Origin of the sequence: Aeromicrobium piscarium, from assembly GCF_007421815.1 — a bacterium.
Lineage (GTDB): Bacteria > Actinomycetota > Actinomycetes > Propionibacteriales > Nocardioidaceae > Aeromicrobium > Aeromicrobium piscarium.
On the sequence record NZ_VLNT01000014.1, the window covers coordinates 14302 to 39976 of the forward strand.

The 25675-nt window shown below is 69.6% G+C and carries 25 protein-coding genes; 6 read left to right on the forward strand and 19 right to left on the reverse strand.

The features are described 5' to 3' along the window. The first annotated feature begins 69 nt into the window (after positions 1-69). On the forward strand, positions 70-1761 hold the full coding sequence (locus FNM00_RS14415) for a GAF domain-containing SpoIIE family protein phosphatase (protein ID WP_185973168.1): 1692 nt from the start codon (positions 70-72) through the stop codon (positions 1759-1761). A gap of 127 nt (positions 1762-1888) precedes the next feature. On the opposite strand, the gene FNM00_RS14420 is transcribed toward FNM00_RS14415, so the two are convergent. After that, on the reverse strand, positions 1889-4228 hold the full coding sequence (locus FNM00_RS14420) for an MMPL family transporter (RefSeq protein ID WP_143914253.1): 2340 nt from the start codon (positions 4226-4228) through the stop codon (positions 1889-1891). A gap of 89 nt (positions 4229-4317) precedes the next feature. On the opposite strand from FNM00_RS14420, the gene FNM00_RS14425 reads away from it, so the two are divergent. Further along, positions 4318-4929 (forward strand): TetR/AcrR family transcriptional regulator, encoded by a 612-nt coding sequence (locus tag FNM00_RS14425; RefSeq protein WP_143914254.1) that lies wholly within the window; start codon positions 4318-4320, stop codon positions 4927-4929. A 113-nt stretch (positions 4930-5042) separates the two neighbouring features. On the opposite strand, the gene FNM00_RS14430 is transcribed toward FNM00_RS14425, so the two are convergent. The 3 genes from FNM00_RS14430 to erm form a co-directional block, all read right to left on the reverse strand. Further along, positions 5043-5999, reverse strand: coding sequence for a GlxA family transcriptional regulator (locus FNM00_RS14430; RefSeq protein ID WP_143914255.1), 957 nt, complete (start codon positions 5997-5999; stop codon positions 5043-5045). A gap of 161 nt (positions 6000-6160) precedes the next feature. Then, entirely contained in the window at positions 6161-6817 is a 657-nt protein-coding gene (locus FNM00_RS14435) for a GNAT family N-acetyltransferase (RefSeq protein WP_221933751.1), read from the reverse strand. Positions 6818-6982: 165 nt separating this feature from the next. Beyond that, positions 6983-7729, reverse strand: a complete 747-nt coding sequence (gene erm, locus FNM00_RS14440; RefSeq protein ID WP_143914256.1) for a 23S ribosomal RNA methyltransferase Erm — start codon at positions 7727-7729, stop codon at positions 6983-6985. Between the two features lie 171 nt (positions 7730-7900). Here erm and FNM00_RS14445 point away from each other — a divergent pair, with 171 nt between their 5' ends. Continuing rightward, positions 7901-8347, forward strand: coding sequence for an acetyltransferase (locus FNM00_RS14445; protein ID WP_221933752.1), 447 nt, complete (start codon positions 7901-7903; stop codon positions 8345-8347). A gap of 140 nt (positions 8348-8487) precedes the next feature. On the opposite strand, the gene FNM00_RS14450 is transcribed toward FNM00_RS14445, so the two are convergent. The 4 genes from FNM00_RS14450 to FNM00_RS14465 all read right to left on the reverse strand — a co-directional run bounded on the left by FNM00_RS14450 (position 8488) and on the right by FNM00_RS14465 (position 12170). Next, positions 8488-9123 carry a response regulator gene (locus FNM00_RS14450; protein ID WP_143914258.1) on the reverse strand — a complete coding sequence of 212 codons (636 nt, stop codon included), beginning with the start codon at positions 9121-9123 and terminating at the stop codon, positions 8488-8490. Then, a complete protein-coding gene (locus tag FNM00_RS14455; protein WP_143914259.1) occupies positions 9116-10384 on the reverse strand; it encodes a sensor histidine kinase in 1269 nt (422 codons plus the stop codon). Before FNM00_RS14455 ends, FNM00_RS14450 begins: the two co-directional genes overlap by 8 nt. Before the next feature lie 110 nt (positions 10385-10494). After that, the gene (locus FNM00_RS14460; protein ID WP_143914260.1) at positions 10495-11241 is read right to left on the reverse strand and encodes an ABC transporter permease; all 747 of its coding nucleotides are present in this window, start codon (positions 11239-11241) and stop codon (positions 10495-10497) included. Then, positions 11238-12170 carry an ABC transporter ATP-binding protein gene (locus FNM00_RS14465; protein ID WP_143914261.1) on the reverse strand — a complete coding sequence of 311 codons (933 nt, stop codon included), beginning with the start codon at positions 12168-12170 and terminating at the stop codon, positions 11238-11240. Before FNM00_RS14465 ends, FNM00_RS14460 begins: the two co-directional genes overlap by 4 nt. Positions 12171-12421: 251 nt before the next feature. Here FNM00_RS14465 and FNM00_RS14470 point away from each other — a divergent pair, with 251 nt between their 5' ends. Continuing rightward, positions 12422-13414 carry a TerC family protein gene (locus FNM00_RS14470; protein WP_143914262.1) on the forward strand — a complete coding sequence of 331 codons (993 nt, stop codon included), beginning with the start codon at positions 12422-12424 and terminating at the stop codon, positions 13412-13414. A 132-nt stretch (positions 13415-13546) separates the two neighbouring features. On the opposite strand, the gene FNM00_RS14475 is transcribed toward FNM00_RS14470, so the two are convergent. Genes FNM00_RS14475 through FNM00_RS14490 form a run of 4 tightly spaced genes read right to left on the reverse strand, consistent with a single transcriptional unit; the run spans position 13547 to position 16566 of the window. Beyond that, positions 13547-13819 carry a type II toxin-antitoxin system RelE family toxin gene (locus FNM00_RS14475; protein ID WP_143914263.1) on the reverse strand — a complete coding sequence of 91 codons (273 nt, stop codon included), beginning with the start codon at positions 13817-13819 and terminating at the stop codon, positions 13547-13549. Next, positions 13816-14082 (reverse strand): type II toxin-antitoxin system Phd/YefM family antitoxin, encoded by a 267-nt coding sequence (locus FNM00_RS14480; RefSeq protein WP_143914264.1) that lies wholly within the window; start codon positions 14080-14082, stop codon positions 13816-13818. The genes FNM00_RS14475 and FNM00_RS14480 overlap by 4 nt, the downstream gene beginning before the upstream one ends. A 41-nt stretch (positions 14083-14123) precedes the next feature. Further along, positions 14124-15962 (reverse strand): Na+/H+ antiporter NhaA, encoded by a 1839-nt coding sequence (gene nhaA / locus FNM00_RS14485; RefSeq protein WP_143914265.1) that lies wholly within the window; start codon positions 15960-15962, stop codon positions 14124-14126. Positions 15963-15999: 37 nt separating this feature from the next. Continuing rightward, entirely contained in the window at positions 16000-16566 is a 567-nt protein-coding gene (locus tag FNM00_RS14490) for a dienelactone hydrolase family protein (RefSeq protein ID WP_143914266.1), read from the reverse strand. Between the two features lie 35 nt (positions 16567-16601). Between FNM00_RS14490 and FNM00_RS14495 the strand changes: the two genes are divergently transcribed. Both FNM00_RS14495 and FNM00_RS14500 read left to right on the forward strand, forming a co-directional pair. Beyond that, the gene (locus FNM00_RS14495) at positions 16602-17417 is read left to right on the forward strand and encodes an alpha/beta fold hydrolase (RefSeq protein WP_143914267.1); all 816 of its coding nucleotides are present in this window, start codon (positions 16602-16604) and stop codon (positions 17415-17417) included. Between the two features lie 5 nt (positions 17418-17422). Beyond that, positions 17423-18262 (forward strand): SMP-30/gluconolactonase/LRE family protein, encoded by an 840-nt coding sequence (locus FNM00_RS14500; RefSeq protein WP_185973169.1) that lies wholly within the window; start codon positions 17423-17425, stop codon positions 18260-18262. On the opposite strand, the gene FNM00_RS14505 is transcribed toward FNM00_RS14500, so the two are convergent. From FNM00_RS14505 to FNM00_RS14535, 7 genes are read right to left on the reverse strand one after another with little or no spacing between them, the layout of a single operon-like run. Beyond that, positions 18236-19048 carry an aldose 1-epimerase gene (locus FNM00_RS14505; RefSeq protein ID WP_143914269.1) on the reverse strand — a complete coding sequence of 271 codons (813 nt, stop codon included), beginning with the start codon at positions 19046-19048 and terminating at the stop codon, positions 18236-18238. The two genes, FNM00_RS14500 and FNM00_RS14505, sit on opposite strands and share 27 nt — an antisense overlap. Then, positions 19045-20574: a hypothetical protein gene (locus FNM00_RS14510; RefSeq protein WP_143914270.1), complete on the reverse strand. Its 1530-nt coding sequence runs from the start codon at positions 20572-20574 to the stop codon at positions 19045-19047. Before FNM00_RS14510 ends, FNM00_RS14505 begins: the two co-directional genes overlap by 4 nt. A gap of 39 nt (positions 20575-20613) precedes the next feature. Then, on the reverse strand, positions 20614-21774 hold the full coding sequence (gene dgoD / locus FNM00_RS14515; RefSeq protein ID WP_143914271.1) for a galactonate dehydratase: 1161 nt from the start codon (positions 21772-21774) through the stop codon (positions 20614-20616). Beyond that, on the reverse strand, positions 21771-22814 hold the full coding sequence (locus tag FNM00_RS14520) for an oligopeptide/dipeptide ABC transporter ATP-binding protein (RefSeq protein WP_143914272.1): 1044 nt from the start codon (positions 22812-22814) through the stop codon (positions 21771-21773). Before FNM00_RS14520 ends, dgoD begins: the two co-directional genes overlap by 4 nt. Continuing rightward, a complete protein-coding gene (locus FNM00_RS14525) occupies positions 22811-23812 on the reverse strand; it encodes an ABC transporter ATP-binding protein (protein ID WP_221933753.1) in 1002 nt (333 codons plus the stop codon). Before FNM00_RS14525 ends, FNM00_RS14520 begins: the two co-directional genes overlap by 4 nt. Beyond that, positions 23799-24713, reverse strand: coding sequence for an ABC transporter permease (locus FNM00_RS14530; RefSeq protein WP_143914274.1), 915 nt, complete (start codon positions 24711-24713; stop codon positions 23799-23801). The genes FNM00_RS14525 and FNM00_RS14530 overlap by 14 nt, the downstream gene beginning before the upstream one ends. Continuing rightward, positions 24710-25669: an ABC transporter permease gene (locus FNM00_RS14535; protein ID WP_143914275.1), complete on the reverse strand. Its 960-nt coding sequence runs from the start codon at positions 25667-25669 to the stop codon at positions 24710-24712. Before FNM00_RS14535 ends, FNM00_RS14530 begins: the two co-directional genes overlap by 4 nt. Positions 25670-25675: the final 6 nt, after the last annotated feature.

Genomic DNA, 25675 nt, shown 5'->3' on the forward strand with positions numbered 1-25675 from the left:
GCGAGGCGGATGTCCACAGGCCCACTCCCCCGGGGGCGTCTCACGGCCCATCGTCCTACCCTGAGACACATGGGAGCGGTCCAGCACACGGAGACGGGCGTCGATGCCGTGTACGACCGCTACTCCCGACTGGTCCAGGATCTCCTGAGCGTCCCGGTCGCACTGGTGACCAAGGTCGCCGACGACCATCAGCGGTTCATCGGCGCCGTCGGCCTCCCCGAGCCCTGGCAGACCGATCGCACCACCCCGCTCTCGCATTCCTTCTGCCAGTACGTGCGCTCCGAGGATGCGCCCCTCGTCGTCAATGACGCCAGGGAGATCGAGACGCTCCGCGACAATCTCGCGATCGGGGACCTGGGCGTCGTCGCCTACGCCGGCGTGCCGCTGCGCGACGCCGAGGGCACCACGATCGGAGCGCTCTGCGCCATCGACACCGAGCCCCGCACCTGGGAGGACCGCGAGCTCGCGGTCCTCCACGACATCTCCCTCGCCTGCACCGCGCACCTGCGATCGTCCGCCGCCGCAACCGAAGCCACCGCCGCCCGCGAACGGGCCGAGCGTGAGAGCCGCCGTACCGCCGCGCTGCTGCAGATGGCCGAAGCCTTCGTGGCGACGACGACCATCCGCGAGGTACTCGAGGCCGCCGGCCGGCTCGGCGAGCTGGTGGGCGCCGGAGCGGTCAGCATCGGCGTGCCCGACTCCACCGGCGCGCTGGTCTGGCACGCGAAGGACGGCACCCAGACCACAGCCAGCGCCGAGCACTGGGACGGTCTACGCCGCGCGATGCCCGCGACCCCGATCTTCACGACCTCACCCGAAGCACTCGGTCCCGAGCTCTTCGAGCTGCTGCCCGCCGAGGTCACCGCGAATGCGACGGGTGCCGCGACGGTGCTGCCGTTGCGCGTCGAGAATCGCACGATCGGGCTGGCGGCGATCGTCTGGTCGGACACCCTCGCCGTCCCCGCGGCCGATCAGCTCACCCTGACCGCGCTCGCCCGCTACACCTCCGTCGCGCTCGACCGCGCCCAGCTGCTGGAGGCGCGGCAGAACGCCGCCCATCACCTCCAGCGATCCATGCTCACCGAGGTCCCTGAGATCGCCGGGCTACCGATCCGGGCGGTCTACCGCACGGCCCATGTGGCCGACGAGGTCGGCGGCGACTGGTACGACGTGCTGGAGCTGGCGGACGGACGCGTCGCCGTCGCGGTCGGCGATGTCGCCGGACACGACATCGAGGCCGCCTCGGCGATGGGACAGCTGCGCTTCGCCCTCCGCACCCTGCTGTGGAGCCGACGCGACGAGCCCGCCGCGATCCTGTCCGCGCTGGACGATCTCAACTCCAGCATCGGCCCGGACGCGCTCACGACGGTAGTGCTCGCGATCCTCGGCGCACCGGAGTCCGATGGCAGCCGGACGCTGACCTGGAGCAACGCCGGCCACCTGCCTCCGATCCTCCAGCGCTCCGGGCAGCCGGCGGCCTTGATGGAGGCGGCCCCCGATCTCATGCTCGGAGTCTCGCCGGGCCGATCGCGCGCCGACCACATGACGCGCCTCGAGCCCGGGGACACCTTCGTGCTCTACACCGACGGGCTCGTCGAGCAACGGGATGCGGATGTGGCCGAGCGGCTCTCCGCCCTGACCAGCGCGCTCGACGAGCATGACCCGTTGCGGCCCGATGAGATCGCCCGCATCCTGACCGACGGCCGCGACCGCGGCGACGATGTCGTCCTCCTCACCCTCCGGGTCGACACCGCCCCTTGAGCGTGGGACCCACAACCCGTTGAGTGTGAGGTTGGACGGCAGAACCCTTGATGTCACCGTCCAAACGTTCCCCCAAGGACTCCGCTGCGCTCCGTCCAGGGAGGTACCCCCACACTCAACGGGTTCTCTAGCTCTTCGCGGCGGGCTTCTCCCCCAGGGACTCGAGCAGCTTCTCGCCCTCGACGTCGAGATCGGGAAGGAGCCGGTCGAGCCAGCGCGGCAGACGCCAGGCGCGGTCGCCGAACATCGCCATGAGCGCCGGCACGAGGGTCATCCGCACCAAGAAGGCATCGATCGCGATCGCGACAGCCAGCGCGAAGCCGATCTGCTTGATCATCGGGTCGCCGTTGAAGATGAAGCCCGAGAACACCGAGACCATGATGATCGCCGCTGCCACCACGACCCGGCTGGAGTGCGAGAAGCCGTCGATCACCGAGTCACGACCGCGATGCCCGTGGACCCAGGACTCGCGCATGGATGACACGAGGAACACCTGGTAGTCCATCGCGAGGCCGTAGGCGATACCGGTGACCAGGATCGGGAGCATCGCCATCACCGGCCCGGTCGAGTCCAGCCCGAAGATCTGGTTGACCCAGCCCCACTGGAACACCGCGGTGGTCAGACCGAGGGTCGCCAGGATCGACAGCAGGAACCCGGCCGTGGCCTTCAGCGGCACCAGCAGCGAACGGAACACCAGGGTCAGCACGATCAACGACAACACGAGCACGATCGCCAGGTAGACCGGCATGACATCGGCCATCTTCTCGGCGATGTCGATGCCCATCGCGGTCTGCCCGGTGATACCGAGCGTGACGCCGAAGTCCTGTTCATAGCCGTCCGAGGCATCGCGCAGCTCGTGGACCAGGGTGTCGGTCTCCGGATCGGTCGGTCCGCTCGTGGGGACCACCGACATGATGACGGTGCGTCCGTCCTCGCTCATTCCCGCCACCTCGGCGGAGGCGACATCGTCGTTGCCGGAGATGTCCTCCGTCACTGCCCCGATCGCTGCGGGATCGACGGGGTTCTCGTCCGCCGACGCCACGACGACGAGCAGCGGGCCATTCGACCCCTCGCCGAAGGCACGGCTGGTGACCTCGTAGCTCTCGCGCTGGACGGAGCCCTCGTTGTAGTTCTCTCCCGATGGCAGGCCCATGCGCATGTCGAGGGCGGGGATGGCGGCGACGGCGGCAATCGCCACGACGCCGATCGCGACCACGAAGCGATTCTTGGTCACGAAACCGGCCCAGCCCCGGGCGACGCCGTGGTCGTCACCGTCGACGACCTTGCGCGAGTAGGTCTCGCGAGCCTTCGCGCTGACGACCCTCTCCCCGACGAGACCCAGCAGCGCAGGCAGCAGAGTCAGCGCGACGAGCACCGAGATCGCGACGGTCGCGGCGGCGATGATCGCCATGCTGCTCAGCAGGCTGATGCCGATCACCAACAGCGCGAGCAGGGCGATGACGACCGTGGTGCCGGCGAAGAAGACGGCGCTGCCTGCCGTTCCCACGGCGCGACCAGCGGCCTCGTGCGCGGAGAGACCCTGACGCATGACGAGCCGTCGTTGCCGGTTGACGATGAAGAGGGCGTAGTCGATGCCGACGGCGAGACCGAGCATGAGGCCGAGGACGAGGGACATCGAGTTGAGTTGGTAGAAGTGCGCAAGGGCATAGGCGCCGCCCACGCCGGTTCCGACGCCGACGATCGCCGTGAGGAGCGGGAGGCCGGCGGCGACGAGCGATCCGAGGGTGAGGATCAGTACCACGGCCGCCACCACGAGGCCGATGACCTCGCCCAGACCCACCACCTCGGGCAGCTCCTGCAGGGATCCACCCGGCAGGACATTGATGCCGGCGTCCTCGGTGGGCTGCTCCGCGGCGTGCAGGACATCCTCGATGGTGCCCTGCGGCAGGTCGAAGGTCTGCTGGGTGAACTGGAACTGCAGCATCGCGACACTGCCGTCGGCGGAGACGACCATGCCCGGCACCGGCTGCGCCTGGGCTCCTTCGCCGACGACGAGCGGCAACGGCTGCTCGAGCTCGACGCCGGAGGCGCGTGCCGCGAGGGCTTGCTGGACGGCCGCGACCTGCTCGACGGCCTGCGCTTGGGCGGCCTCGGGGTCGGCGCTCGCGGCGAGCTCGGCGGGATTGACGACCTCGTCGTTGTCGTAGACATCGGCCGCGGCCTGGCCGAGCGCGGCGGCGGCCTGCGGGTCATCGTAGAAGGTCGTGTCATCGGGGGCCTCGAAGACGATGGCACCCTGTCCGCCGGCTGCCTCGGGGAGGTCGGCAGACAGCTGATCGATGACGTCCTGGGCCGGGACGTCGTTGATCGTGAACTCCGAGCTCATGCGCGGCGTGTTCAGCGCGAGCGAGCCACCGATGACGGCGAGCAGGATCACCCACGCGCCGATGAAACGGAACGGATGGGCGAAGGCCGACTTGCCGAGCCGGTACAGCAGCGTGGACACGCGTGCGATCTCCTCAGAACGAAGTGATAGGCAACTCTCATATCGTAGGATGGAGTTCCAACCAGAACACATGTCAGCGCAGGAGAGTCATGTCACAGCGCCGCGACAGCCGTCGCAATGCCGAACGCATCGTGCAGGCGCTGCGCGATCTGTGGACGGGCGATGCCTCACCGTCGATGGAGCAGGTCGCCCAGACAGCGGGGGTCGGGATCGCGACGCTCTATAGGCACTTCCCCAACCGCAGCTCCCTGGAGATGGCCACCTGCCAGGCGCTGTTCGCCGAGGAGATCGCGCCGATCGTCGAGCGGGCCGCCGTCGCCGAGGAGCTCGATCTGCTCGCTGTGGCCGAGGAGTTCGTCGCCACGATCGGCCGATACGCGCCGCTGTTCAGTGCCATCGAGGTCTCCGAGGTCACCGACGAGGCTCTCGAGACCCTCGCGGATCCCTTCGTGGAGCTCTTGCGCTCCGGCCAGGAGGCAGGCGTCCTGCGCCGGGATCTCGAGCCGGTGGACCTTCTCTGGGTCCTGCGGATGCTGGTGCTCGGCCTGACCTCCGAAGCCTCCTCGCGCACGGTGCGTCGACGGTATCTGGCCCTGATCCTGCCGTCGCTCGGCCCCGGTGGACCGGCCATGCCTCCCTTGTCCGAGGACGACTACGACCGCCTCGGGGTGGCACCGGAGCACAGAGGCCCCCACGGATGACGTGCCACACCCGAGGCTGGGGGTACGCCATCAACCTCATCCATCGGCCGTGACGTTGACTGGCTACCGCCAGCTACGTCGTAGCGTTGACCAGCTACCGCCGGCACGCGAGGTCAGGCGGTCTCGAGGCAGGTGAACTGGCGGCGATAGGCGGCCGGGCTGGTGCCCCGCGAGGCGGTGAAGTGGTGGCGCAAGGTCGCCGCGGACCCGAATCCGCAACGCCCGGCGATCTCCTCGACCGACAGCCTCGTCTGCTCGAGCAGCTGTTCGGCGCGGGCGACTCGCTCCGCGGTGAGCCACTGCAGCGGGGTCGTGCTGGTCTCGTCACGGAAGCGCCGGGCGAAGGTCCGTTCCGACATGGTGGCTACCCGCGCCAGATCGCCGACCGTGAGCGGCTCATGGAGCCGATCGCGAGCCCACTGCAGCACATCGCCGAGGGACTCGCAGTCCTCGGCCCGCACCGGTGTCGGCACGAACTGCGCCTGCCCTCCCCCGCGGTGGGGCGGCATGACGATCCGCCGGGCGGCCGTCGCGGCCGTCGCCGCGCCGAAGGCTTTACGCATCAGGTGCAGATTGGTGTCCACGCCCGCCGCGGATCCCGCCCCGGTGAGGATCGGCCCGTCCTCGACGTACAGTACGGAGACGTCGACCTCCGTGTCCGGGAAGCGCGCCGCCATCTCGTCGCCGTAGCGCCAGTGGGTCGTGGCACGGCGGCCGTCGAGCAGGCCCGCATAGCCGAGCAGGAAGGCGGCCGTGCAGGAGGCGACGATCGTCGACCCCTGGTCGTACGCCAGGCGCAACGCCTCGCTGACGGCCGGCTGCTCGGTGCGGAAGTCCCTGGAGGCGGCGACCGCCACCAGGTCGGCACCCTGCACGCGATCGAGGTCGTGTTCGATGTGCAGATCGAAACCGGCCGAGCCACGCACGCGGCCGGGGCGAGACGTGCAGAAGGCGACATCGAAGACCGGATTGTCGTCATCGGGATGGTAGGGCTCGGCCCACACCTCGGCGATCACACCGAGGCCGAAGGGCTCCACTTCGTCGGGGACGATGACGGCGACCTGACGCATGACTCCCCCTGGCGGGATCTTGACGAACACTGTCCTTCCAGCCACTCGTGGCTGGAATTGAACGGTAGCACGATATCTGCCATGTGGTTGCTCATCATCGTCTTCGCCCTACTCGCCGGCATCTCGCTCGCCACGCTCGTCGTCGACCTCCGCCGTGACGGCTACGGCGTCCGTCCGCCGCCGCCCTCCCGCGACACTTCCCCACGCTGACGTCGCGGACGCACCATCGAGGTGAGGGTCACGTGCTCGAAGGCCGTGGTCACCGAGGTGGGCTCGAATCCCCAGCGCGCGTAGAGCCGGGCGGACCGAGGTGTGGTCGACGTGAGTGCCGCCCGCTGCCCGGCGGCGTCGATGATCGCCAGTCGATGCGCCAGCAGGGCACCACCCGCTCCCCGACCGCGAGCCGCGGCACCGACCCCGATATCGGCGAGGTACCAGCGCGGCTCCTTGGACCCGTGCCGATGACGACGCCTGGCCACGCGCAGTCCCCACGCGACAGCGGCGGCGAGCCCACGCGGACCCATCGCGGCGAGGATCGAGGGTGTCCGCAGCACGAGGCGCGAGAGCCGACGGTGATGTCCCGGCGGCGTCCACACCGCGGCGGCGAGGATCCGGTCTCCGTCGCGGACGATGTCGATGGTCTCGTGTTCGGCGCCGAGGGTCCGGACCGAGGCATCGAAGAACCGCCGCATCCGATCCCGGCGATCCGCCCCGGGCAGCAACCGGCTCATGAACGGATCATCGTGGAAGGCCTCAGCCAGCACCTCGGCCACGGCCGCGAGATCGGCCTCCCGCGCCGTCTCCACCCGCAACTCCATCGTTCCCTCCTCTAGCCGTCCGGGCGACCACGCTACCGAGACACACGACACCCCCGACCGGGGCGGTGACCTACGCACCCCTCACCTCCCAAGGCGGTGACTTACGCACCCCTCGCGGCGATCGAGAGGTGCGTAACCCACCGCTCAGGTGAGGGGCCGCCGGGGTCAGCGGAGACGCTCGAAGAGTCCGGCCCACTCCTCCGGCCCGAGATCGCGGGGCAACGCCCGTGCCGCGATCCCGAGCTCGCGGAGCGACCGATCGGGACGCGGCGCCCCGGCCGACCGAAGCATCGCGGCGATCCCTCGCCCACGTGCCGTGAAGACGGCCTTCACGAAACGCTCATAGTCACGACGCCGTTCCGCCGGCAACAGCGGCACGTCCCGCCGGCTGATCGTGAGGATGCCGCCGTCGATGCTCGGACGCGGCCGGAACGCCTCCGCCGGAACGCGCCGATCCAGCCGCACCGTGAACCAGGGGTCGGTCTGGGCAGTGAGCATCGTCCGTCCGCCGACTCCGGCCCGTTTACGCGCCACCTCCCACTGCAGCAGCAGGACCGCATCGGTCCATCGGGGCGCTGACAGGAGTCGCCGCAGGATCGGCGTGGTGAGGTGGAAGGGGAGGTTGCCCACCACCACGGGACGGTCCAGACGCACGCGCAAGGCATCGAGGTACATCACCCGGGCGGCGGGCGCGGAACGACGCGTCGCCAGGACACAGGCCGGGTCGATGTCGATGGCGAGCAGTGATCGGCCACGCGCGGCGAGCGGCCGGGTCAGCGCACCGTGCCCGCAGCCGATCTCCAGGATCGGGCCCGACGTGTGGTCGACGAGGTGGAGGATGCGGCCGATGGCGCCGCGGTCATACAGGAAGTTCTGGCCGAGCTCATGCCGGCCACCAGAAGGGGATCGCACGAAGTGCTCCAGTGTGAAGAGGAAACGACGAGTACTGGAGGTACGGCGCGACGAGGTTCAGCAAGGGCGCGCCGTCAGGCGCTGCGCTCGCGAACGAGGCTCAGCCGCCCGTAGGCGGCCTTGGTTATCGATCCCATGCGGACCACCCTAGTACAGAGAGATGATGGAGGGGTGTATCCGGTCCTCCGCCCGCTCCACTCCTCCGACGAAGCCTCGGTCGTGGACGTCTGGCGCCGCGCCGTGGAGGCGACGCACAACTTCCTCACCCCCGAGGACATCGACTTCTACGAGGGGCACATCCGCGATGTCTATCTCCCAGCCCTCGAGGTCACCGTCGCCGAGTTGAGCGGGCGGATCATCGGCTTCCTCGGCTTGCACGAGCAGCGGGTGGAGATGCTCTTCGTGGACCCCGAGGCGCACAACCTCGGCATCGGCACCCGGCTGCTCGCCCACGCGGCCGCCCGGCACGCGACCCTCGACCTCGATGTCAACGAGCAGAACCCCTCGGCGCTGGCCTTCTACCGGTCGCGCGGCTTCGTCGAGACCGGGCGGTCGCCGACCGACGGCGAAGGCCGGCCGTTCCCGCTCATCCACCTGCGCGGACCGTATCCTCGCTGAGTCACGAATGCTCCGGCGGTTGGTCAGCGTCCTTTCGCGAGCGCCGAATGGACGCCTAGGCACCGCCCACCCACGAGAGACGGACGCTGACTCACCGGCCCGGACATGCGGGTGCGCGAGTGGACCGCGCCCGCGGTGAGTCAGTCGCCCAGCAGCCGGCGCTCGTAGGCGACCGCGACCGCCGCGGCTCGATCCCCGACCCCGAGCTTCTCGTACACATGGGTCAGGTGGGTCTTGACGGTCGCCTCGCTGACGAACAGCGTCCGGGCGATCTCGCGGTTGGAACGGCCACGTGCGACGAGCCGCAGGACCTCCCCCTCCCGGTCGCTCAACTCGGTCGTGTCCGCGCGAACCCGTGAGACGACGCGGGTGGCGACCGAGGGCGAGAGCACCGACTCGCCGCGCGCCGTCGCGCGCACGCCGGCGAACAGCTCCTCGCGCCTGGCGTCCTTGAGCAGATAGCCGGTCGCGCCGGCCTCCAGCGCGGCCATGATGTCGCGATCGGTGTCATAGGTGGTGAGCACGAGCACATGGCCGCGGATCCGCCGCCGGGTCAGCTCGGTGATCGCGTCGACGCCGCTGCCCCCGGGCATCCGCAGGTCCATGAGGACGACATCGGGGTCGGTCCGGGCGACCAGCTCGACGGCCGCCGGACCATCGGAGGCCTCGCCGACCACGGCGAGGTCGCCGGCCGATTCGAGCATGCCCCGCAGACCGTCGCGGACCACCGGATGGTCGTCGACGAGGACGATCGAGATGCGCATCGGCTCAGTCATCGTGCGCCGATGGTAGACGAAGCGAGACGGCGGTGCCGCCGCCCTCCTCGGACTCCACGAGCAGATCCCCGCCGGCACGCTCGGCCCGGCGACGCATCCCGCCGATCCCGAAGCCGCTGATCTCGTCGGCCACCGTCGCACGCGGATCGAAGCCGGAACCGTCATCGCGGACGTCCACCATGACTTCGTCGTCGGTGTACGACAGCGTCACCGTGGCGCGCGATGCCCCGGCATGGCGCGCCGTGTTGGCGAGAGCCTCCATGACGATCCGCAGCACCACCACCTCGCGATCGGGACCGAGCGCGAGCGGATCGCCCGTCACCACCACATCGGCATCGATGACATGCTCCTCGGACCACGACCGCACCCGCTCGGTCAGCACGCTCGGCAACGACGACCCGCCCAACCCGTCCGGTCCGAGGGCGACGACGACCCGTCGGGCGTCCTGGAGGGAGGACCTGGCCAGCGTCTCCGCTCGCTGTAGATGCTCGGCGACCACGGGGGCGACCGGTACGTCGGCGGCAGCCTGCAGCTGGGTGACGATCCCGGCGAGTCCTTGAGCGACCGTGTCGTGCAGCTCCAGAGCGAGGCGCTCCCGCTCGTCGCGCACACCCTCGGCCCGGGCTCGCTCCCACAGCTCCGCCTCCAAGATGGCGTTGTCGTCGAGAGCCCGCTCCAGCTTCGCGTTCGCCTCCTCGAGGGCGGCGATCGTCGCGGCGCGCTCGTCGGCGAGGGCGGTCTCGTCACGACCGAGCCGCGCGAAGACGGTCATGAGCATGACGTGCACGATCAGCAGCATGGCGAAGAGCAGGTACTGCACGCCGTGGATCGGCAACCCGCCGGACTGCGCTGCCGCCAGGGTGATCGCGCTGCCCACGCGGACGACCATCGCCCAACGGCCCCGGGCATAGCGCTCGGCGTCGAAGTAGCCGGCCGCCGCATAGAGGGAGCCGAGCGGGTTGAGCCAGGTGAGCACGAAGGCCACGAGCGTGCGGGCGAAGACATAGACATGACCCAGCGCGTCATCGGTGGACTCATCGCGTGGGCGATCCCCGCACCACCAGTGCCCGACAGCCAGGAGAACCGAGAGCGCGACGATGGTCGGTGCCCGGTCGGCCGTACCGAAGGCGGGACCGGTGGCCAGGCACAACACCACCGTGGCCGCCAGCAGCACATAGGGCCCGCGACGCAGGAGCCACGACCACCGACGATCGAGGTCGGTCGCGAGATCGCTGCCGGTTCGCTCGCTGCGCTCGCTCATGCCGCCACCACCTCAAGGAAAAAGGACAGTAGGCGATGCCGGCATGAGAAAACACTGCCGGTTCGCTCGCTGCGCTCGCTCATGGCCCTTCCCCGGTCGCTCGGTGGTCGTCACTCCCAGCGAAAGTAGCGTGCCGCCACCGCGCCGGCGAGCATCGTCCACGCCACCAGCACGATCAGGTGGACCGGATCGGGCCAGTCCCCGGCGACCGCCTGCTCCAGTCCCAGGACCGCCGCGCCATTGGGGGTGAGCCCCACGATGCTCTCCGCCCACCCGGGAAGGGCGCTGATGGGATACCACACGCCCGCGGTGAACATCGAGGGGAAGAACACCGCCGTCCCTATGACCGAGGCGGTCTTCGCCGAGGGCGCGAGTCCGGCGATCAGCGCCCCGCAGGCGAGATTGGCGGCGACCGCGAGCACGTAGACCAACGCGGCCGATCCGAGCGCGGCGATCCGGGCATCGTAGGCGACGTAGCCGACGAGCAGGGCGAGTCCCGACCCGATCAGCACCGCGCCCGCATGGAGCACACCCTGGGCGAACAGCAGGTCGCCCGCCCGCGCCGGAGTGGTGGCGTACCGCCGCAGCACCAGTTTCTCGCGATAGGTGGAGATCACGGCGGGCATCGTCATGAGCGAGGCCATGATGGCGGTCAGGATCAGCGCCGTCGGAAGATACAGATCGATGGTCCGCAACCCGCCGAGATCCTCGCTCGGCGTGCGGAAGTCGGGGATGAGTCCGAGGATGCCGAGCAGGGCAGGCGGGAAGACGATGATCCAGAACAGCGCGCCGGGCTCCCGCAGCATCAACCGCGTCTCGGCGCCGAGGACGGCGCGGGCGGTGGTGGTCGTGCTCATCGGTTCGCTCCTTCGGATTCGCGGCGGACGACATCGAGATAGGCCTCGTCCAGGCTCGACTCGGTGATTCTCAGGCCGTGCGGTCGGATGCCCTCCCGCGCCAGGTGGTCCAGGACGGCGAGCACGCCGTCGTCATCGGTGACCACCTGGACCGTCTGGTCACCGGAGGTCACGTCCGCGACTCCGTCGAAGGAGCGCAGGACGTCCAGGGCGACACTCGCCGACGGTGCGAACCGCATCACCGCGGGTGCGGCGGTGCTGCCGACGAGACCCGCCGGCGTGTCGAGGGCGATCATCCGCCCTCGCTCGATCACCGCGAGACGGTCGCACAGGAACTGCGCCTCCTCCATCAGGTGGGTGACGAGAACGATCGTCGTGCCGGCCTCGCGCACTTCCCGTACCAGCGACCACACATCGCGCCGCGACGCCGGGTCGAGTCCCGTGCTGAGCTCGTCGAGGAGCGCGATACGGGGCCGGCCGATCAGGGCCAAGGCGATGGAGAGACGCTGTTGCTGGCCACCCGAGAGCGCGGTCCAGGCATGTCCGAGGCGTTCGGTGAGGCCGAGCCGGTCGGCGAGCTCGGCTGGATCGCGAGGATCGTCATAGAAGCTCGCGAAGAGATCGAGGGCCTCGCTCACACGGAGCTTCGGCTGGAGGCCGGCCTGCTGAAGCTGTACGCCCAGGTCGCGTTTAGCGGTGGCGCGGTCACGGGCCGGGTCGACGCCGAGGACCTCGACGGTCCCCGCGTCGGGGCGGGCCAGTCCGGCGATGCAGTCGATCATCGTGCTCTTGCCGGCCCCGTTCGGACCGAGCACACCGAGGATCTCACCGGTGGCCACCTCGAGGTCGATGTCATCGACGGCGACGACCGATCCGTAGGTCTTGCGTAGCCCGCGGAGCCGGATGGCAGGGGCGGTGGTCGTGGTCATGCCTCCATCCTGGAAGACGGAGCGGGTCCGGGGCATCGGCCGATCCGCCAGAGCCGGGTCAGCCGATCGGCCAGCCGGCGAAGTAGGCGATCGTCGGCGCGACATGGTTCACTAGTGCACCAGGAGGGGAGTATCCCCACTCACGTCCGACTCGTCATCACGTGCGACACCGATGTCGTCCCGGGTCGGCGGCCGGTTTCCACCCGGCGGGAGAGACCTCCGGTGACTACGCACACACCGAAGGATTCTCTGTGGACGTCTCCCTGCTGACCTGGCTCGTCACGATCGCCGTCATCGCCGGCTTCTTCGTGTTCGACTTCTTCGCCCACGTACGCACTCCGCACGCCCCGACCCTCAAGGAATCCGGCTTCTGGTCGGCCTTCTACATCGGCATCGCGATCATCTTCGGTCTCATCGTCGTGTGGGTGTGGGGTGGCACGTTCGGCGGTGAGTACTTCGCCGGCTATGTGACGGAGAAGGCGCTCAGCGTCGACAATCTCTTCGTCTTCGTCATCATCATGGCGAGCTTCTCGGTGCCGCGGGAGTACCAGCAGAAGGTGCTGCTGATCGGCATCGCGATGGCACTGGTGATGCGCGGCGCGTTCATCGCTCTCGGCGCCGCGGCGATCAATGCCTACGCCTGGGTGTTCTACCTCTTCGGCGCGTTCTTGATCTACACGGCCGTCAAGCTCATCGTCGATCACGTCAAGGACGACGACGATGAGGGCGACAGCCGCATCGCGCGGCTGGTCAAGCGCGTCCTGCCGACCACTGACGAGTATCACGGCGACCGTCTCACCGTGCGCATCGACGGCAAGCGCCTGGTGACGCCGATGCTGCTGACGCTGGTGGCGATCGGCTTCGCCGACCTGGTCTTCGCGGTCGACTCGATCCCGGCGATCTACGGTCTGACCCAGGAGGCGTATCTGGTGTTCACGGCCAACGCCTTCGCGCTGCTGGGACTGCGGCAGCTGTTCTTCCTCATCGGCGGCCTGCTGGACCGGCTGGTCTTCCTCTCCTACGGACTGTCGCTGATCCTGGCCTTCATCGGCGTCAAGCTGGTGCTGCATGCCCTGCACGAGAACACGCTGGGCTTCATCAACGACGGCGAGCACGTGAAGGTGCCCGAGGTCTCCACGGGCATGTCGCTGATCGTCATCGTCGGGATCCTCGTCATCACGACGGTCGCCAGCCTGCTCAAGACCGGCGGCAAGGCACAGAAGGACCCCACCCTCGAGGACTGAGAGCCGCTTGTCGGCTGGTCACTACGGTTGCAGCGTTGGAAGCACCGGCCGATGGGGTGGCCATCGGCCCGGCCGTCAGCGCCTCATCGTGGTGAATCATCAACCACACTTCGGCGCGATGCTGCCACCACATCAGCGGCGTTGGTAGATGTCACGGCGGTGGCCGACCGCGACGACCAGAACTCGCAGCACCTGGTCGTGGATCTCGTACACGATGCGGTAGTCGCCGGTGCGGACCCGCCATTCGCCGGAGCCGCCGACGAGCTTCCTGGCACCCGGTGGTCGAGGCTCAGACGCCAGCAGTTCCACAGCGGCCTGGATCCGCCTCCGAGCGTGGGGGTCGAGCTTACGCAGCTGACGGGCTGCCGGTGGACTCACCTCGATCCGGTAACTCCACTGAGTCATGCGAGACCGAGATCGGCCTTGACCTGCTCCCAGGGGATCGATGCCTCGCCCGATTCCTCCATCTCGGCCCGAGCGGCCGCGGCAGCCCGGATATCGGCCAGATCCTCGGCGGCCTCGACCAGCCGGTCGAAATGGTCCGCGTCGACCACCGCGGCGACACGACGGCCGCGGCGGGTCAGGAACACCGGATCGGCCTCGATACGTGCCCGCTCGACGACATCGGCCAGACGGGCCCGAGCATCGCTGACGGTCATCTCACTCATGGCACCATAGTATCCGATTGCGCTGAAATGTACAATTCGGCTCACAGCCGGCCGCGGAGGGAACGGTCGGCGGCGCGTTGCTGTTCGAGCGCCGCGATGAGGGTGCGGGCATCGTGCGGGCCACGGTGCCGGATGCCGTTGAGGAAGAAGGTCGGGGTTCCGCGCGCGCCGCTGGCGAAGGCGCTCACCTCGTCGTCACGCACCCGATCGCGGACCTGGGCATCGGCGCAGTCCTGAGCGAACTGGTCGAGATCGAGGCCGAGCTGGTCGGCATAGCCCACGAGGTCGTCGTCCTCCAGATGCGCCTGCGACCCGAAGAGCAGTCCGTACATCTCCCAGAACTTGCCCTGCCGTCCAGCGGCCTCGGCCACGATCGCGGCATCGAGGGCCCGCGGATGGACGTCCTCGAGCGGCAGATGACGCACGGCGAAGCACAGATCGTCGCCGAAGTGGGCACGCAGGTCGTCGCCCATGCCGGTGCTGCGGGCGCAGAAGGGGCATTCGAAGTCGAAGTACTCGACCACGACGACGGGCGCGGCGGGATCGCCGTGGATGTGGTCGCGCTCAGGGTCCAGCGGCGGATCGAGCACCATCGGCAGGTCGGCGCTCTCCTCTCCCAGCCGGTTCCGCGCGACACGGAACACGACCCAGCCGAGCAGCCACGAGAGCCCCATCGCGATGAGCACGCCGATGACCGCGAAGCGCGCCGTCTCGCCCTCGAAGGCCAGCGAGACGATCAGGAGCGACATCGTGAATCCGATGCCCGAGAGCGCGGCTCCCCCGGCGACACTGCCCGGACCGACCCCGTCGGGCAGGGTGCCGAGCCGCAGCCGGACCGCGGCCCAGGCGCCGAGCGAGATGCCGAGGGTCTTGCCGACCACGAGCCCGGCCACGATGCCCCAGGTCACCGGGGAACGCAGCGCATCCCCGAGCACACCGCCGCGCAGGTCGACCCCTGCGTTGACGAGGGCGAAGATCGGCACGATCACGAGGGCGACCGGGGCGGCGATGACGGTGTGCAGCCGCTCGTTGACCGAGATCGACCGCGCCAGGCCCGCCTGTGCCGTCCTGGCCACGCGGGCCTGCGGCGACTGCCAGTAGTCGCGGAAGAGGTACTTGGCCCGGATGACGTCCTCGCGCTCGGGCGCCGCGGCCGGGACCAGCAGGCCCGCGGCCATGCCGGCGAGCGAGGGATGGATGCCCGACAGCAGCGTCGCCGCCCAGAGAACGACGATCATGACGACATAGGGGCTGCTGCGCCACTGACGCGACCGTCCGAGCAGCCATAGCAGTCCCAGACAGACGAAGGAGATCAGCAGCGGGGTGACCGCGAGGTCGTCGGTGTAGAAGATGCCGATGATCGAGACCGCGAGGAAGTCGTCGACGACCGTCAGCGTCAGCAGGAAGACGCGCAGCTGGTTCGACATCGCGGGGCCAAGGAGCGCCAGCGCGCCGAGCAGGAAGGCAGTGTCGGTGCCGACCACAGCGCCCCAACCACGTGCCGCCTCACCCCCGGCGATCGCCAGGTAGATCAGCGCTGGCAACGCCACGCCGGCGAGGCCAGCCACCAGGGGAACAAGGGCGCGGCGGCGGTCGCGTAGCGACCCGACCGCGAACTCCTGGCGCACCTCGAGTCCGATGAGGAAGAAGAAGACCACCATGAGGCCGTCGTTGACCCAGTGGTGCAGATCCATGTCGATCATGAAGTCGCCGATCTCGACCATGATCGGGATCTCCAGCAGATGCTCGTAGCTGTCGGACAACGGCGAGTTGGCCCACACCAGTGCGAACAGCGCGACGCCCACCAGGAGGAGCGCGCTGCCGGACTCGGTCCGCAGCCGTTCGATGACCCGCTGGACCCCCGCGTCGACCGCACTCATATCGCTCACCTCTCGGACAACTCCGCCGAGCGTCAACTTACTCCCGGTGAACCCGGTGACGGGCGTGGTCGGCGACGGAGGCGACGATTCCGCGCTGGATCTCCATCGAGGTATCCCATGACGACACCTCGATACCGTGATCGGCGTCCTCGATCGTCACGAGCCGAGCCCGGGTCCCCTCGACGCGCTCGGGCAGCCAGGCGGGATCCTCGGTCCCACCGATCGCGAGGTGGTCGGCTCCCGCCGACCGCAACGCGTCGCTGATCGCGTCCTCCATCAGCAACGGGGTAAGCCATACCCCGGGTACTCCCGCGTCGACCGCGATCGGCAGCGCCCAACTGCCGAAGGACTTGCCCACGACGAGGCCGGGGGTGCGATCCAGCACCGAGCAGGCTCTCCGGTAGGCGTCCTCGACGAACTCCCGGGACCGCGCGCGGGCGGCATCGTCCACGGTCCAGCTCACCGTCGCCACGCACCACCCGTCGTCGGCGAGCGCTCGCGCCGACCAGTACAACAGCGGCGCTTGCGCGGTGTAGCCCACTCCGGGCAGGATCACCACGGCAGGACCCTCGCCCTGACGAGAGTCGATGTCCACGTGGACCATGGACGTCACCCTACGCCGATTCACCGGGAGGCCGGATGGAGCAGACGACCGCACGCGACATGACCTTCGAGGTCGAACGAGGCGGGGAAGGGCCACCGGTCGTGCTCCTGCACGGGTTCCCCGAGACGGCCGCCAGCTGGCGAACCGTCGCCGGCCTCCTGCACGATGCCGGGTACAGCACCTACGCCCCGAACCAGCGCGGCTACTCCCCGGAGGCACGGCCGGAAGGGGTCGAGGCCTACACGATGGACACCTTGGCCGATGACGTGCTCGCCCTCGCCGATGCGTGGGGACTGGATCGCTTCCACCTCGTCGGTCACGACTGGGGCGCGGCGGTGGCCTGGAAGCTGACCGCACTGCACCCGGAGCGAGTCGAGACCCTGACGGCCGTGTCGGTGCCGCACCTGGCCGCGTACGGGTGGGCGCTGGCCCACGACGCCGATCAGCAGCGCCGCGCCTCCTATATCGGGCTGTTCCGTGACGGTCAGCGAGCCGAGGAGCTGCTGCTGGAGGACGATGCCCGGCGGCTGATCGCGATGTTCGAGGGGCGCGTCCCGGCCGATCTCGTCGGGGAGCATCTCGCGGCCCTGCGCGAGCCGGGAGCGCTGACCGCGGCCCTGAACTGGTATCGCGCCATGACCCCCGAGACCGACCTGCCGGCGGTCCGGGTGCCCACGACCTATGTCTGGAGCACCGACGACCAAGCCCTGGGCCGGGCCGGAGCGGAGCGCTGCGGCGATCATGTCGATGCCGACTACCGCTTCGTCGAGCTGGAGGGGATCTCGCACTGGATCCCCGAGGAGGCGCCCGGCGAACTCGCCGAGGTCATCGTCGACCGCATCGCCGGATGAGCCGGATGACCTGTGAGCTCCTGCTCCGCCTCGACGGGAGCCTGCTCGAGGGCCCGTGCTGGGACCCGCGTGACGAGCGGCTGCTGTGGGTCGACATCCCGAATCGCACCGTCTACGCCATGTCCTGGGCGGGTGGGAACGTCACCACCGTGACCACCCTCGAGGACGTCAGCGCCGTCCTGCCCCTCGCCGATGCCGGGGAAGTGCTCGCGTGTCGTTCGGGTCTCACCACTTCCGCTGACCCTGGTCGGATTCAGCTCCCCATCGAGTCGCACCGTTCCTGGGCACGTACCAATGACGCCGCCTGCGACCCGGCGGGCCGGCTGTGGGTCGGCACGATGGCCGATGACGCGAGCCCCGGCACAGGCACGCTCTACCGGGTCGAGCCGGACTGGTCGTGTCACGCCGTCGTCGGCGACCTCACGATCAGCAACGGTCTCGGGTGGGGCCCGGACGGTGACCTCATGTACCTCATCGACAGCGCGACCCGGGCCCTCGACGTGTTCGACTACGACATCGCGACCGGTGCCGTGGACGCCCGCCGCACGCTCGTCGACACCAGTGGGTGGCCGGGTCTTCCGGACGGCCTGGCCATCGACATCGAGGGAGCGATCTGGGTGGCCTTCTACGGAGGATCGGCCGTCCGGCGGTTCGCCCCGGACGGACATCTGCTGGCCACCGTGGAGGTGCCGACGGAGAATCCCACCAGCTGCGCCTTCGCCGGACCGGGGCTCGATCAGCTCGTCATCACCACGGCCCGAGCATCGGATCGGTCCTCCGGCGGTGACCTGTACGTCCTGCGGCCGGGCACGACGGGACTACCGCACCGGCCCTTCGCCGGATGAGGAATCCCACCCGATCTCGACGCGGAGGGACACCGGCTCGCCGGGACGGGTGGTCCTCGGCGAGGCGCCGTTGACCTCATCGGGCGGACCCGTCTGAGGCTCGACGCAGACTCCCGCGGGATCGGCGTCGTACACCAGCAAGACGGGCGCGTCGCTGCGCAGACGCAGGTCGAGGACACCCGGCCAGCGGATGACCGCCGCTCCGTCGTGGCCGACGAAGGCGTCGTTATAGGGTCCGTCGCCGGCCGGCACGCGCTCGCTCGTCTGGATGCCGGCATCGTCCTTGGCCAGGATCGACTCCGAGGGCAGGCCCACCTCCACCGAGCGTCCCGCGACCTCGCGGCGAAACCACGGATGCCAGCCGAGGGTCACCGGTACCTCGGCCTCCGTCGCCTCGGCCGAGAGCTCGAGGAGTAGGCCATCGGGTCGCAGCCGCACAGCCTGCCGGAGCGTCAGCGCACCCAGCCACTCGTCGGCCGAGACGGTCGTGTGCCACCGTCCCTCGCCATCGGACTCCCACGCCGTGCTGTGGACCAGGCCGTGCGAGGAGTGGCCGTCGCCGAGAACCGGGAACCGGCGCTCTCGCCCGTCGTGACGAGCCACGCCGCCGCGCAGCCGACCGGCCCACGGCGCCATGACGAAGCCGCCGTACCACCAGGGGCGCCGCCCTCGCGTGACGAGGAGCTCATGCCCACCGACGCGCAGCGACACGAGCCGGCAACCGTCGTCCGCGTCGACGACGGCCTCGGCCTCGCCCACGCGGAACGTCGCCTGCCCGCGGGTCATCGTGCCGCGACCTCCTCCGATCGGGCTCCTTCGGTCAACAACACGTGTCCGGTCCAGGCGGCGCAGCCGAGCCAGATATGGTCCTTCAGCCCGTAGCCGACATCGGGATCGGGCGCGTAGGTCAGCGGAAGCCCCTCCGGGCTCAGGTAGTGCGTGAGCGCCGCACAGCAGGCCCGAGCCTTGGCGAGATGCTCCTCCTCTCCCGTGTGCTCGTAGAACGCGAACTGCGCCAGCGCGAAGTTGGCGAGGTGGAAGTCGATCGGATAGTAGTGCGAGCACTGCTCCATCACCGCCGGGCACGGATAGGAGAGGAAGTCGACCGGACTCTCGACCGCCCAGAACACGAAGCCGTCCTCGACCCAGCGCAGGATCCGCCGGGCCCGTTCCAGATGCTCGGGGTCTTCGTCGGTGTGGCTCAGCAGGTACTGAGCGGTGGCCAGCGCGTCGAGATTGTTGTAGTTCTTCGAGGTGGAGTCGTTGAGGGAGCTCGGGACGTCGTCGTAGTCGCTGATCCACTGGTTGTCCGCCACGGGTCCCTCCAGCAGCCAGCGCGTCGCGGCGGCGATCGGCTCGTCGAAGCCGGCCTCGCCGGCGTCGCGCAGCTGCCGCCACAGCTCCAGCGCGAACACCAGGCTGGTGCTCTCGTCCGACTCCTTCTGGGGCTCGCCAGTCCGGGCGTCGACGCGGAAGCCGATCCCGCCGGACGGCAGCTGATGTCGCGCGAGCTCGCGGCCGATGTGCAACGCGGTCTCGAAGGCGTCCGGACGCTCCTCGTGCTCGGCGAACCGCAGCAGGCCGGTCGCCCACATCGCGGCCTTGAGCGGCTGGATCGTGTCGCCCTCGGCGAACTCGCCGCCCATGTGCCCCCGCGAGATCGTGGAGTACGGATAGCGCGGCCAGGCGTAGTCGTCGGGGGTGACGAATCGGTTCGTGGTGTCGATGAGCAGCCGCGCGTATCCGATTGCCTCCTCCGCCCGCTCGGGACGCGCCCGCGCGTAGGCGCGCAGGAAGTCCAGATAGAAGGAGTAGTGCAGGCCGGGATAGGCGTGGCTGTCCAGCTCGCGCCGCTCGGCCTCCAGCACACCGTGCCAGACGAACGGCGGCAACGAGGGATCGTGCTCGCCGTGGTGCTCGTGACTGGTCAGCACGTCGTAGACCGCGTCGATCACCTCGTCATAGGAGGTGGCGGGATCGATCGGCTGCCAGCCGGCGAAGTCCGTTCCCTTGACGAATCGCAGGCCGTAGCCGATGTTGCGGCTAGAGCCGTCCTCGAACTCGACGGTGGCGTTGCCCCGGACATGGCCGGTGGCGAGCGCATCCCACACGGGAGCCAGGTCGATGTCGCCGCCGCTGCCGGTGACCTCGTGCTTCACCCCCGCGCTGTCCACGAACACCCCACGATGCGACCGTGCGCCCTCGACATCGGGAACGCGGATCGTGAAGGACGCGATGTGTCGCGGCGCATCGGTGCTCCACCGCAGCGGGATCACCGAGGGACCGGTGTCGGGGGCGAGAGTGGCGGGCATGTCGACCATCGGATACCTCCAGGTTGGGGACTGTCGGGGTCACCAGTCGGCGACGGAGCCGTCGTCGAGCAGGGTGCGTAGCTGGGGTTCGGGCGCGTACGGGTGACGGGCGGCGGCATCCTCGTCGACCTCGACGCCGATCCCGGAGGCCGAGGGGAGGCCGACGCTCGGGCCGACCACGGCGAGTTCGCCGGTGACGACCTCTTGGCGCCAGGGCACGTCGACCCGCATGACCTCCTGGATCAGGAGATTGGGTGTGCTGAGGCCGATGTGGACGTTCACGGCGGTCGCGACCGGACCGAGCGGGTTGTGCGGGGCGACGGCGACACCATAGGACTCCGCGAGCGCCGCGATGCGCTTCAGCTCGGCGACGCCTCCGCAGTGGCACACATCGGGCTGGATCACGGCACAGGCGCGTTCGGCCAGGAGATCCACGAAGGCCCGGCGGCCGATCAGCCGCTCGCCGGTCGCGATCGGGACGGGCACGGCGTCGGCGATGCCGCGCAGCGCCCCGATGTCCTCGGGCTGCGTGGGCTCCTCGAGGAACCAGGGGTCGTAGGGGGCGAGCGCCCGGCCGTAGCGGATCGCCATGGCGGGGCTGGTGCGGCCGTGCAGATCGACCATGACATCGACATCCGGGCCGACGGCCTCGCGTACCGCGGCCATCCTGGCCACGGCCAGCCGGACACCGGCCGATCCCGACAGCGGGGCGCCGACCGGGACCGCGAGGATCTTCAGCGCGTCGAATCCGTCCGCCACGCTGCTCGCCGCTGCTTCACCGAAGGCCTCCGGTGAGCCAGTCTCGTAGACGGCCGAGGAGTCGCCACCGCCCAGGTGGTCGTAGAAACGCAGCCGATCGCGGACCGATCCGCCCAGCAGCTGGTACAGCGGAACGCCGAGCGTCTTGGCCTTGACATCGTGCAGCGCCTGCTCGATGCCGCTGATGGCGCTCATCGTGACGATGCCGCCCTTGAAGAAGTGGTGACGGCACATGCTCTGCCAGAGATGCTCGGTGCGCATCGCATCCTCGCCGAGCAGCAGCGGACGGAGGTCGTCCACGGCCCCGACGACAGCCCGAGTCTGCCATTCCAGTGTCGCCTCGCCCCAGCCCACGAGCCCCTCGTCGGTCGTGACTTTGACGAAGACCCAGTTACGCAACTCGGCGCCGACGACGACCGTCGCTACGTCGCTGATCCTCATGTCACGTCCTCCGCGGAGTCACCGGCGGCCGGTCGCGGCGGACCAGGGAAGTGGCAGGCGACCCAGTGGTCCGGCGCCGCCTCGACCAGCGGCGGCTCGACCTCGGCGCAGAGCCGCTCCTCGCGTCCGACGGGGCACCGGTTACGGAAGCGACAACCCTGCGCCGGGCGCACCGTCGTGCTGTCGCTCGTGGCCGACACCCTCTCCCGGTTGCTCTCGGTCACCGGATCGGGCACCGGGATCGCGTCGAGCAGCAGGTGTGTATAGGGGTGCAGCGGGTTGCCGAAGAGGGCATCGCGCGGCGCCCGCTCCACGAAGGTGCCGAGATACATGACCGCGACCTCGTCGCACATGTACCGGACGATCGCGAGATCGTGGGCGATGAACAGGAACGCGATCCGCGTCTGATCCTGGAGTCGCCGCAGCAGATTGAGGATCTGCGCCTGGGTCGACACGTCGAGGGCCGAGACGGGCTCGTCGAGCACCATGAGCTCGGGCTCCACCGCGAGGGCGCGCGCGATGTTGACCCGCTGCGCCTGCCCGCCGGACAGCTGGTGGGGATAGGAGCGGCCGTACTCGGGTCGCAGGCCGGTCGTCTCGAGCACCTCGTCGACGCGGCGGCGCCGCTCCTCACGATCGCCCAGCCCGTGGGTCTCCAGCCCGAGGGCGATCGCCGATGCGGCGGTCTTGCGCCGGTTCAGTGAGGCGTGCGGGTCCTGCAGCACCATCTGCATCCGGCGGCGCAGCTGCCGGAGCCGACCCGCCGGGAGGGTGGTGACCTCGGTGCCGTCGAGCACGACGGAGCCGCCACTGGGCTCGGCGCCGAGCCGCGTGACCGCCTTGGCGATCGACGACTTGCCCGACCCGGTCTCCCCGACGATGCCGAACGACCGTCCGCGCTCGATGCTGAACGAGACATCGTCGACCGCCGTGAACGCGTTGGCCCCACGGCCGTAGACCTGTCGCAGTCCGCTGACCTCGAGCAGGGCTCGCTCGGTCGGACCCCCGTCCTCGGGCTCGATCGACTGTGATGCGGTCATCGCATTCCCTCCTGGGCGAAGTGGCACTCCGCCCCATGCGGCCGGGGACCCGGATCGGTGATCACCGTCGGCGGGAACACCTCCGCGCAGACCTCCTCGGCACGAGGACAGCGAGGCCGGAAGCTGCACCCCGTGGGCAGCTCGGCGGGCAGCGGCGGACTGCCCGGGATCGTCGGCAGAAGTTCGTTCACATCGCCGTCGAGGCGGCACATGGAGCCGAGCAGAGCACGTGTGTAGGGGTGCCGCGGGTCGTCGTAGGTCGGCTCCGCCTCACCGAACTCGACGACGCGCCCGCCGTACATCACCGCGACCTGATCGCAGAAGCGGGCCGCGATGGCGAGGTCGTGGGTGATGAAGACGACAGCCGTGCCGCGGTCCTCGGAGATCCGGCGCATCAGGTCCACGATCCGGGCCTGTGTGGTGACATCGAGCGCCGTCGTGGGCTCGTCGGCGATCAACAGCTTCGGCTCGGCCGAGAGCGCCATCGCGATCATGACCCGCTGCCGCATCCCGCCGGACAGTTCATGGGGATAGGAGTCCACCCGCCGCTCCGGATCGGCGATGCCGACCTCGTGCAGCAGGTCGATCGCCCGGCGGCGGGCCACCGCGCGGCTGACGTCCTCGTGCAGCCGGATGCACTCGACGATCTGGCGCCCGATGGAGTACACCGGATTGAGCGAGGACATCGGGTCCTGGTAGACCATCGCGAGGCTCCCGCCGCGCATGGCGGCGAGCTGGCGCGGTGAGAGGTCGAGCAGTTCGACACCGTCGAGCACGATGCTGCCCTCGACCGTCAGGGGCGGCTTCAGCAGACCCATGATCGCCAGGGCCGTCAGCGATTTGCCCGACCCGGACTCCCCGACGACGGCCATCCGGCCCCCTGGGGGCAGATCGAGGTCGACGCCCCGGACGGGCGTCACCTCGCCGACGCGCACCGAGAGATCGCGCACGCGTAGCAGCGGCGCGGCCTCCGTACCGGTCTCATCAACGACGTCCACGCGGATCGAACACCTCCTGGAGTCGGTCGCCGAGCACGTTCAGCGACCACACGACGGCCACGATCACGAGTCCCGGCCACACGGCGTACAGCTGCGAGTTGTAGAGGTTCTGATAGCCCTGCAGCAGCAGGCTGCCGAGCGAGGCACGCGGCGGTTCCACGCCGAGACCGAGGAAGCTCAGTCCCGCCTCGGTGAGGATGGCGTAGGCGCCGACGAGCGCGGCCTGCACCATCAGCGGCGGCGCCACATTCGGCAGGAACTCGCGCCAGACCAGCCGGATCGGTCGGGCCCCCGTGCCGGCGACGGCCACGGCGTAGTCCTTGCTCATCTCGTCGAGCAGGGCCGAGCGCGCGAGACGTGCGACCACCGGCGCGTTCAGCAGGCCGATGATGACGATGAGGAGCGGCACCGAGGAGCCGAGGGCGGCGACGAGCAAGAGGGCCAGCAGGAACTGCGGGATCGCCAGCAGTCCGTCGACGAGGCGCATCAGCACGGCATCGACCCAACGGCCGAACAGCCCCGCCGCCAGCCCCCAGACGGTGCCGAGCACCATCGCCAGCAGCACGGCGCCGCCGGCGACGATGAGCGACAGCCGGGCGCCGTACAGCAGCCGGCTGAGCAGATCCCGGCCCAGCTCATCGGTCCCGAGCAGATACGGCCAGGTCGGACCGGAGAAGATCGCGTCCTGGTGGATCTGGTTGGGAGGGAACGGCGAGATGAGCGGAGCCGCGACCGCCGCGCCGACGATCACGATCAGCAGGAGGGCGCCGATCCGGGCGTCGCCGGCTAGGGCTCGCCATCCCCTGCCGGCACGCTTCGCCCGGCCGCCGGAGGCGGGGCCGCCGGGTACTCCGGGGTCCCCAGGGGACGGGACGAGTCCGGGCTCGCTGCGCTCGCTCATGACGCCCCCACCCGGATCCGCGGATTGAGCAGGCCGTAGGCGAGATCGATCAGCAGGTTGATGACGAGGAAGCCGGCCGAGAGCAGCAGGATCACCCCTTGGAGGATGCCGTAGTCGCGCCCCGCGATGGCGTCGACCGTCAACGAGCCCAGCCCGGGCCATCCGAAGACGTATTCGACGAGCACCACGCCGCCGAGCAGCTGCCCGGCGAGGAGGCCGACGAAGGTGAGTGTGGTCATGAGGGCATTCGGCAGGCCGTGGCGGACGATGGCCTGACCCCACATCAGTCCCTTGCCCTCCGCCGTGCGCATGTACAGGTTCCCCGACACGTCCGCGAGCGAGGATCGCAGGAAGCGGGCGATCGGCGCGGCCAGCGTGACGCCGAGGGTGACGGCGGGCAGGAGCAGCAGTCTCAGGTGCTCGACGGGCTGCTCGGTGAAGGCCACGTAGCCGCGGGCCGGCAGCCAGTCCAGCTGGACGGCGAACACCGACACGAGCAGCAGGCCGAGCCAGAACTGCGGGATGGCCATCGCGACCGTCACCCCTCCGGAGGTGAGGCGGTCGTAGATCGTGCCCGGCCAGCGGGCTCCCAGCAAGGCGACCGGCACCGCGATCACGAGCGCGAGGACGATCGCGGCCGCCGCCAGCTGGAGGGTCGCGGGGATCCGCTGGCCGATCAGGGTGGAGACCGGGAACTGGCTCACATAGGAGACCCCGAGGTCGCCGGTCAGCACCCCGCGCATCCAGTCCAGGTACTGGATCGGGAGCGGTGCGTCGAGACCGAGTTCCTGCCGCAGCTGATTCACGGCCTCCTCGGTACCGGCACTCGTCGATGCCCCAAGCCGCATGAGGACCGGGTCACCGGGAAGTACGCGCAGCAGCACGAAGATCACCATGGAGACGATGACCAGCAGCAGCGCGCCGCCGGCGAGCCGTCGTAGAGCGAAACGGAGCATCGACGA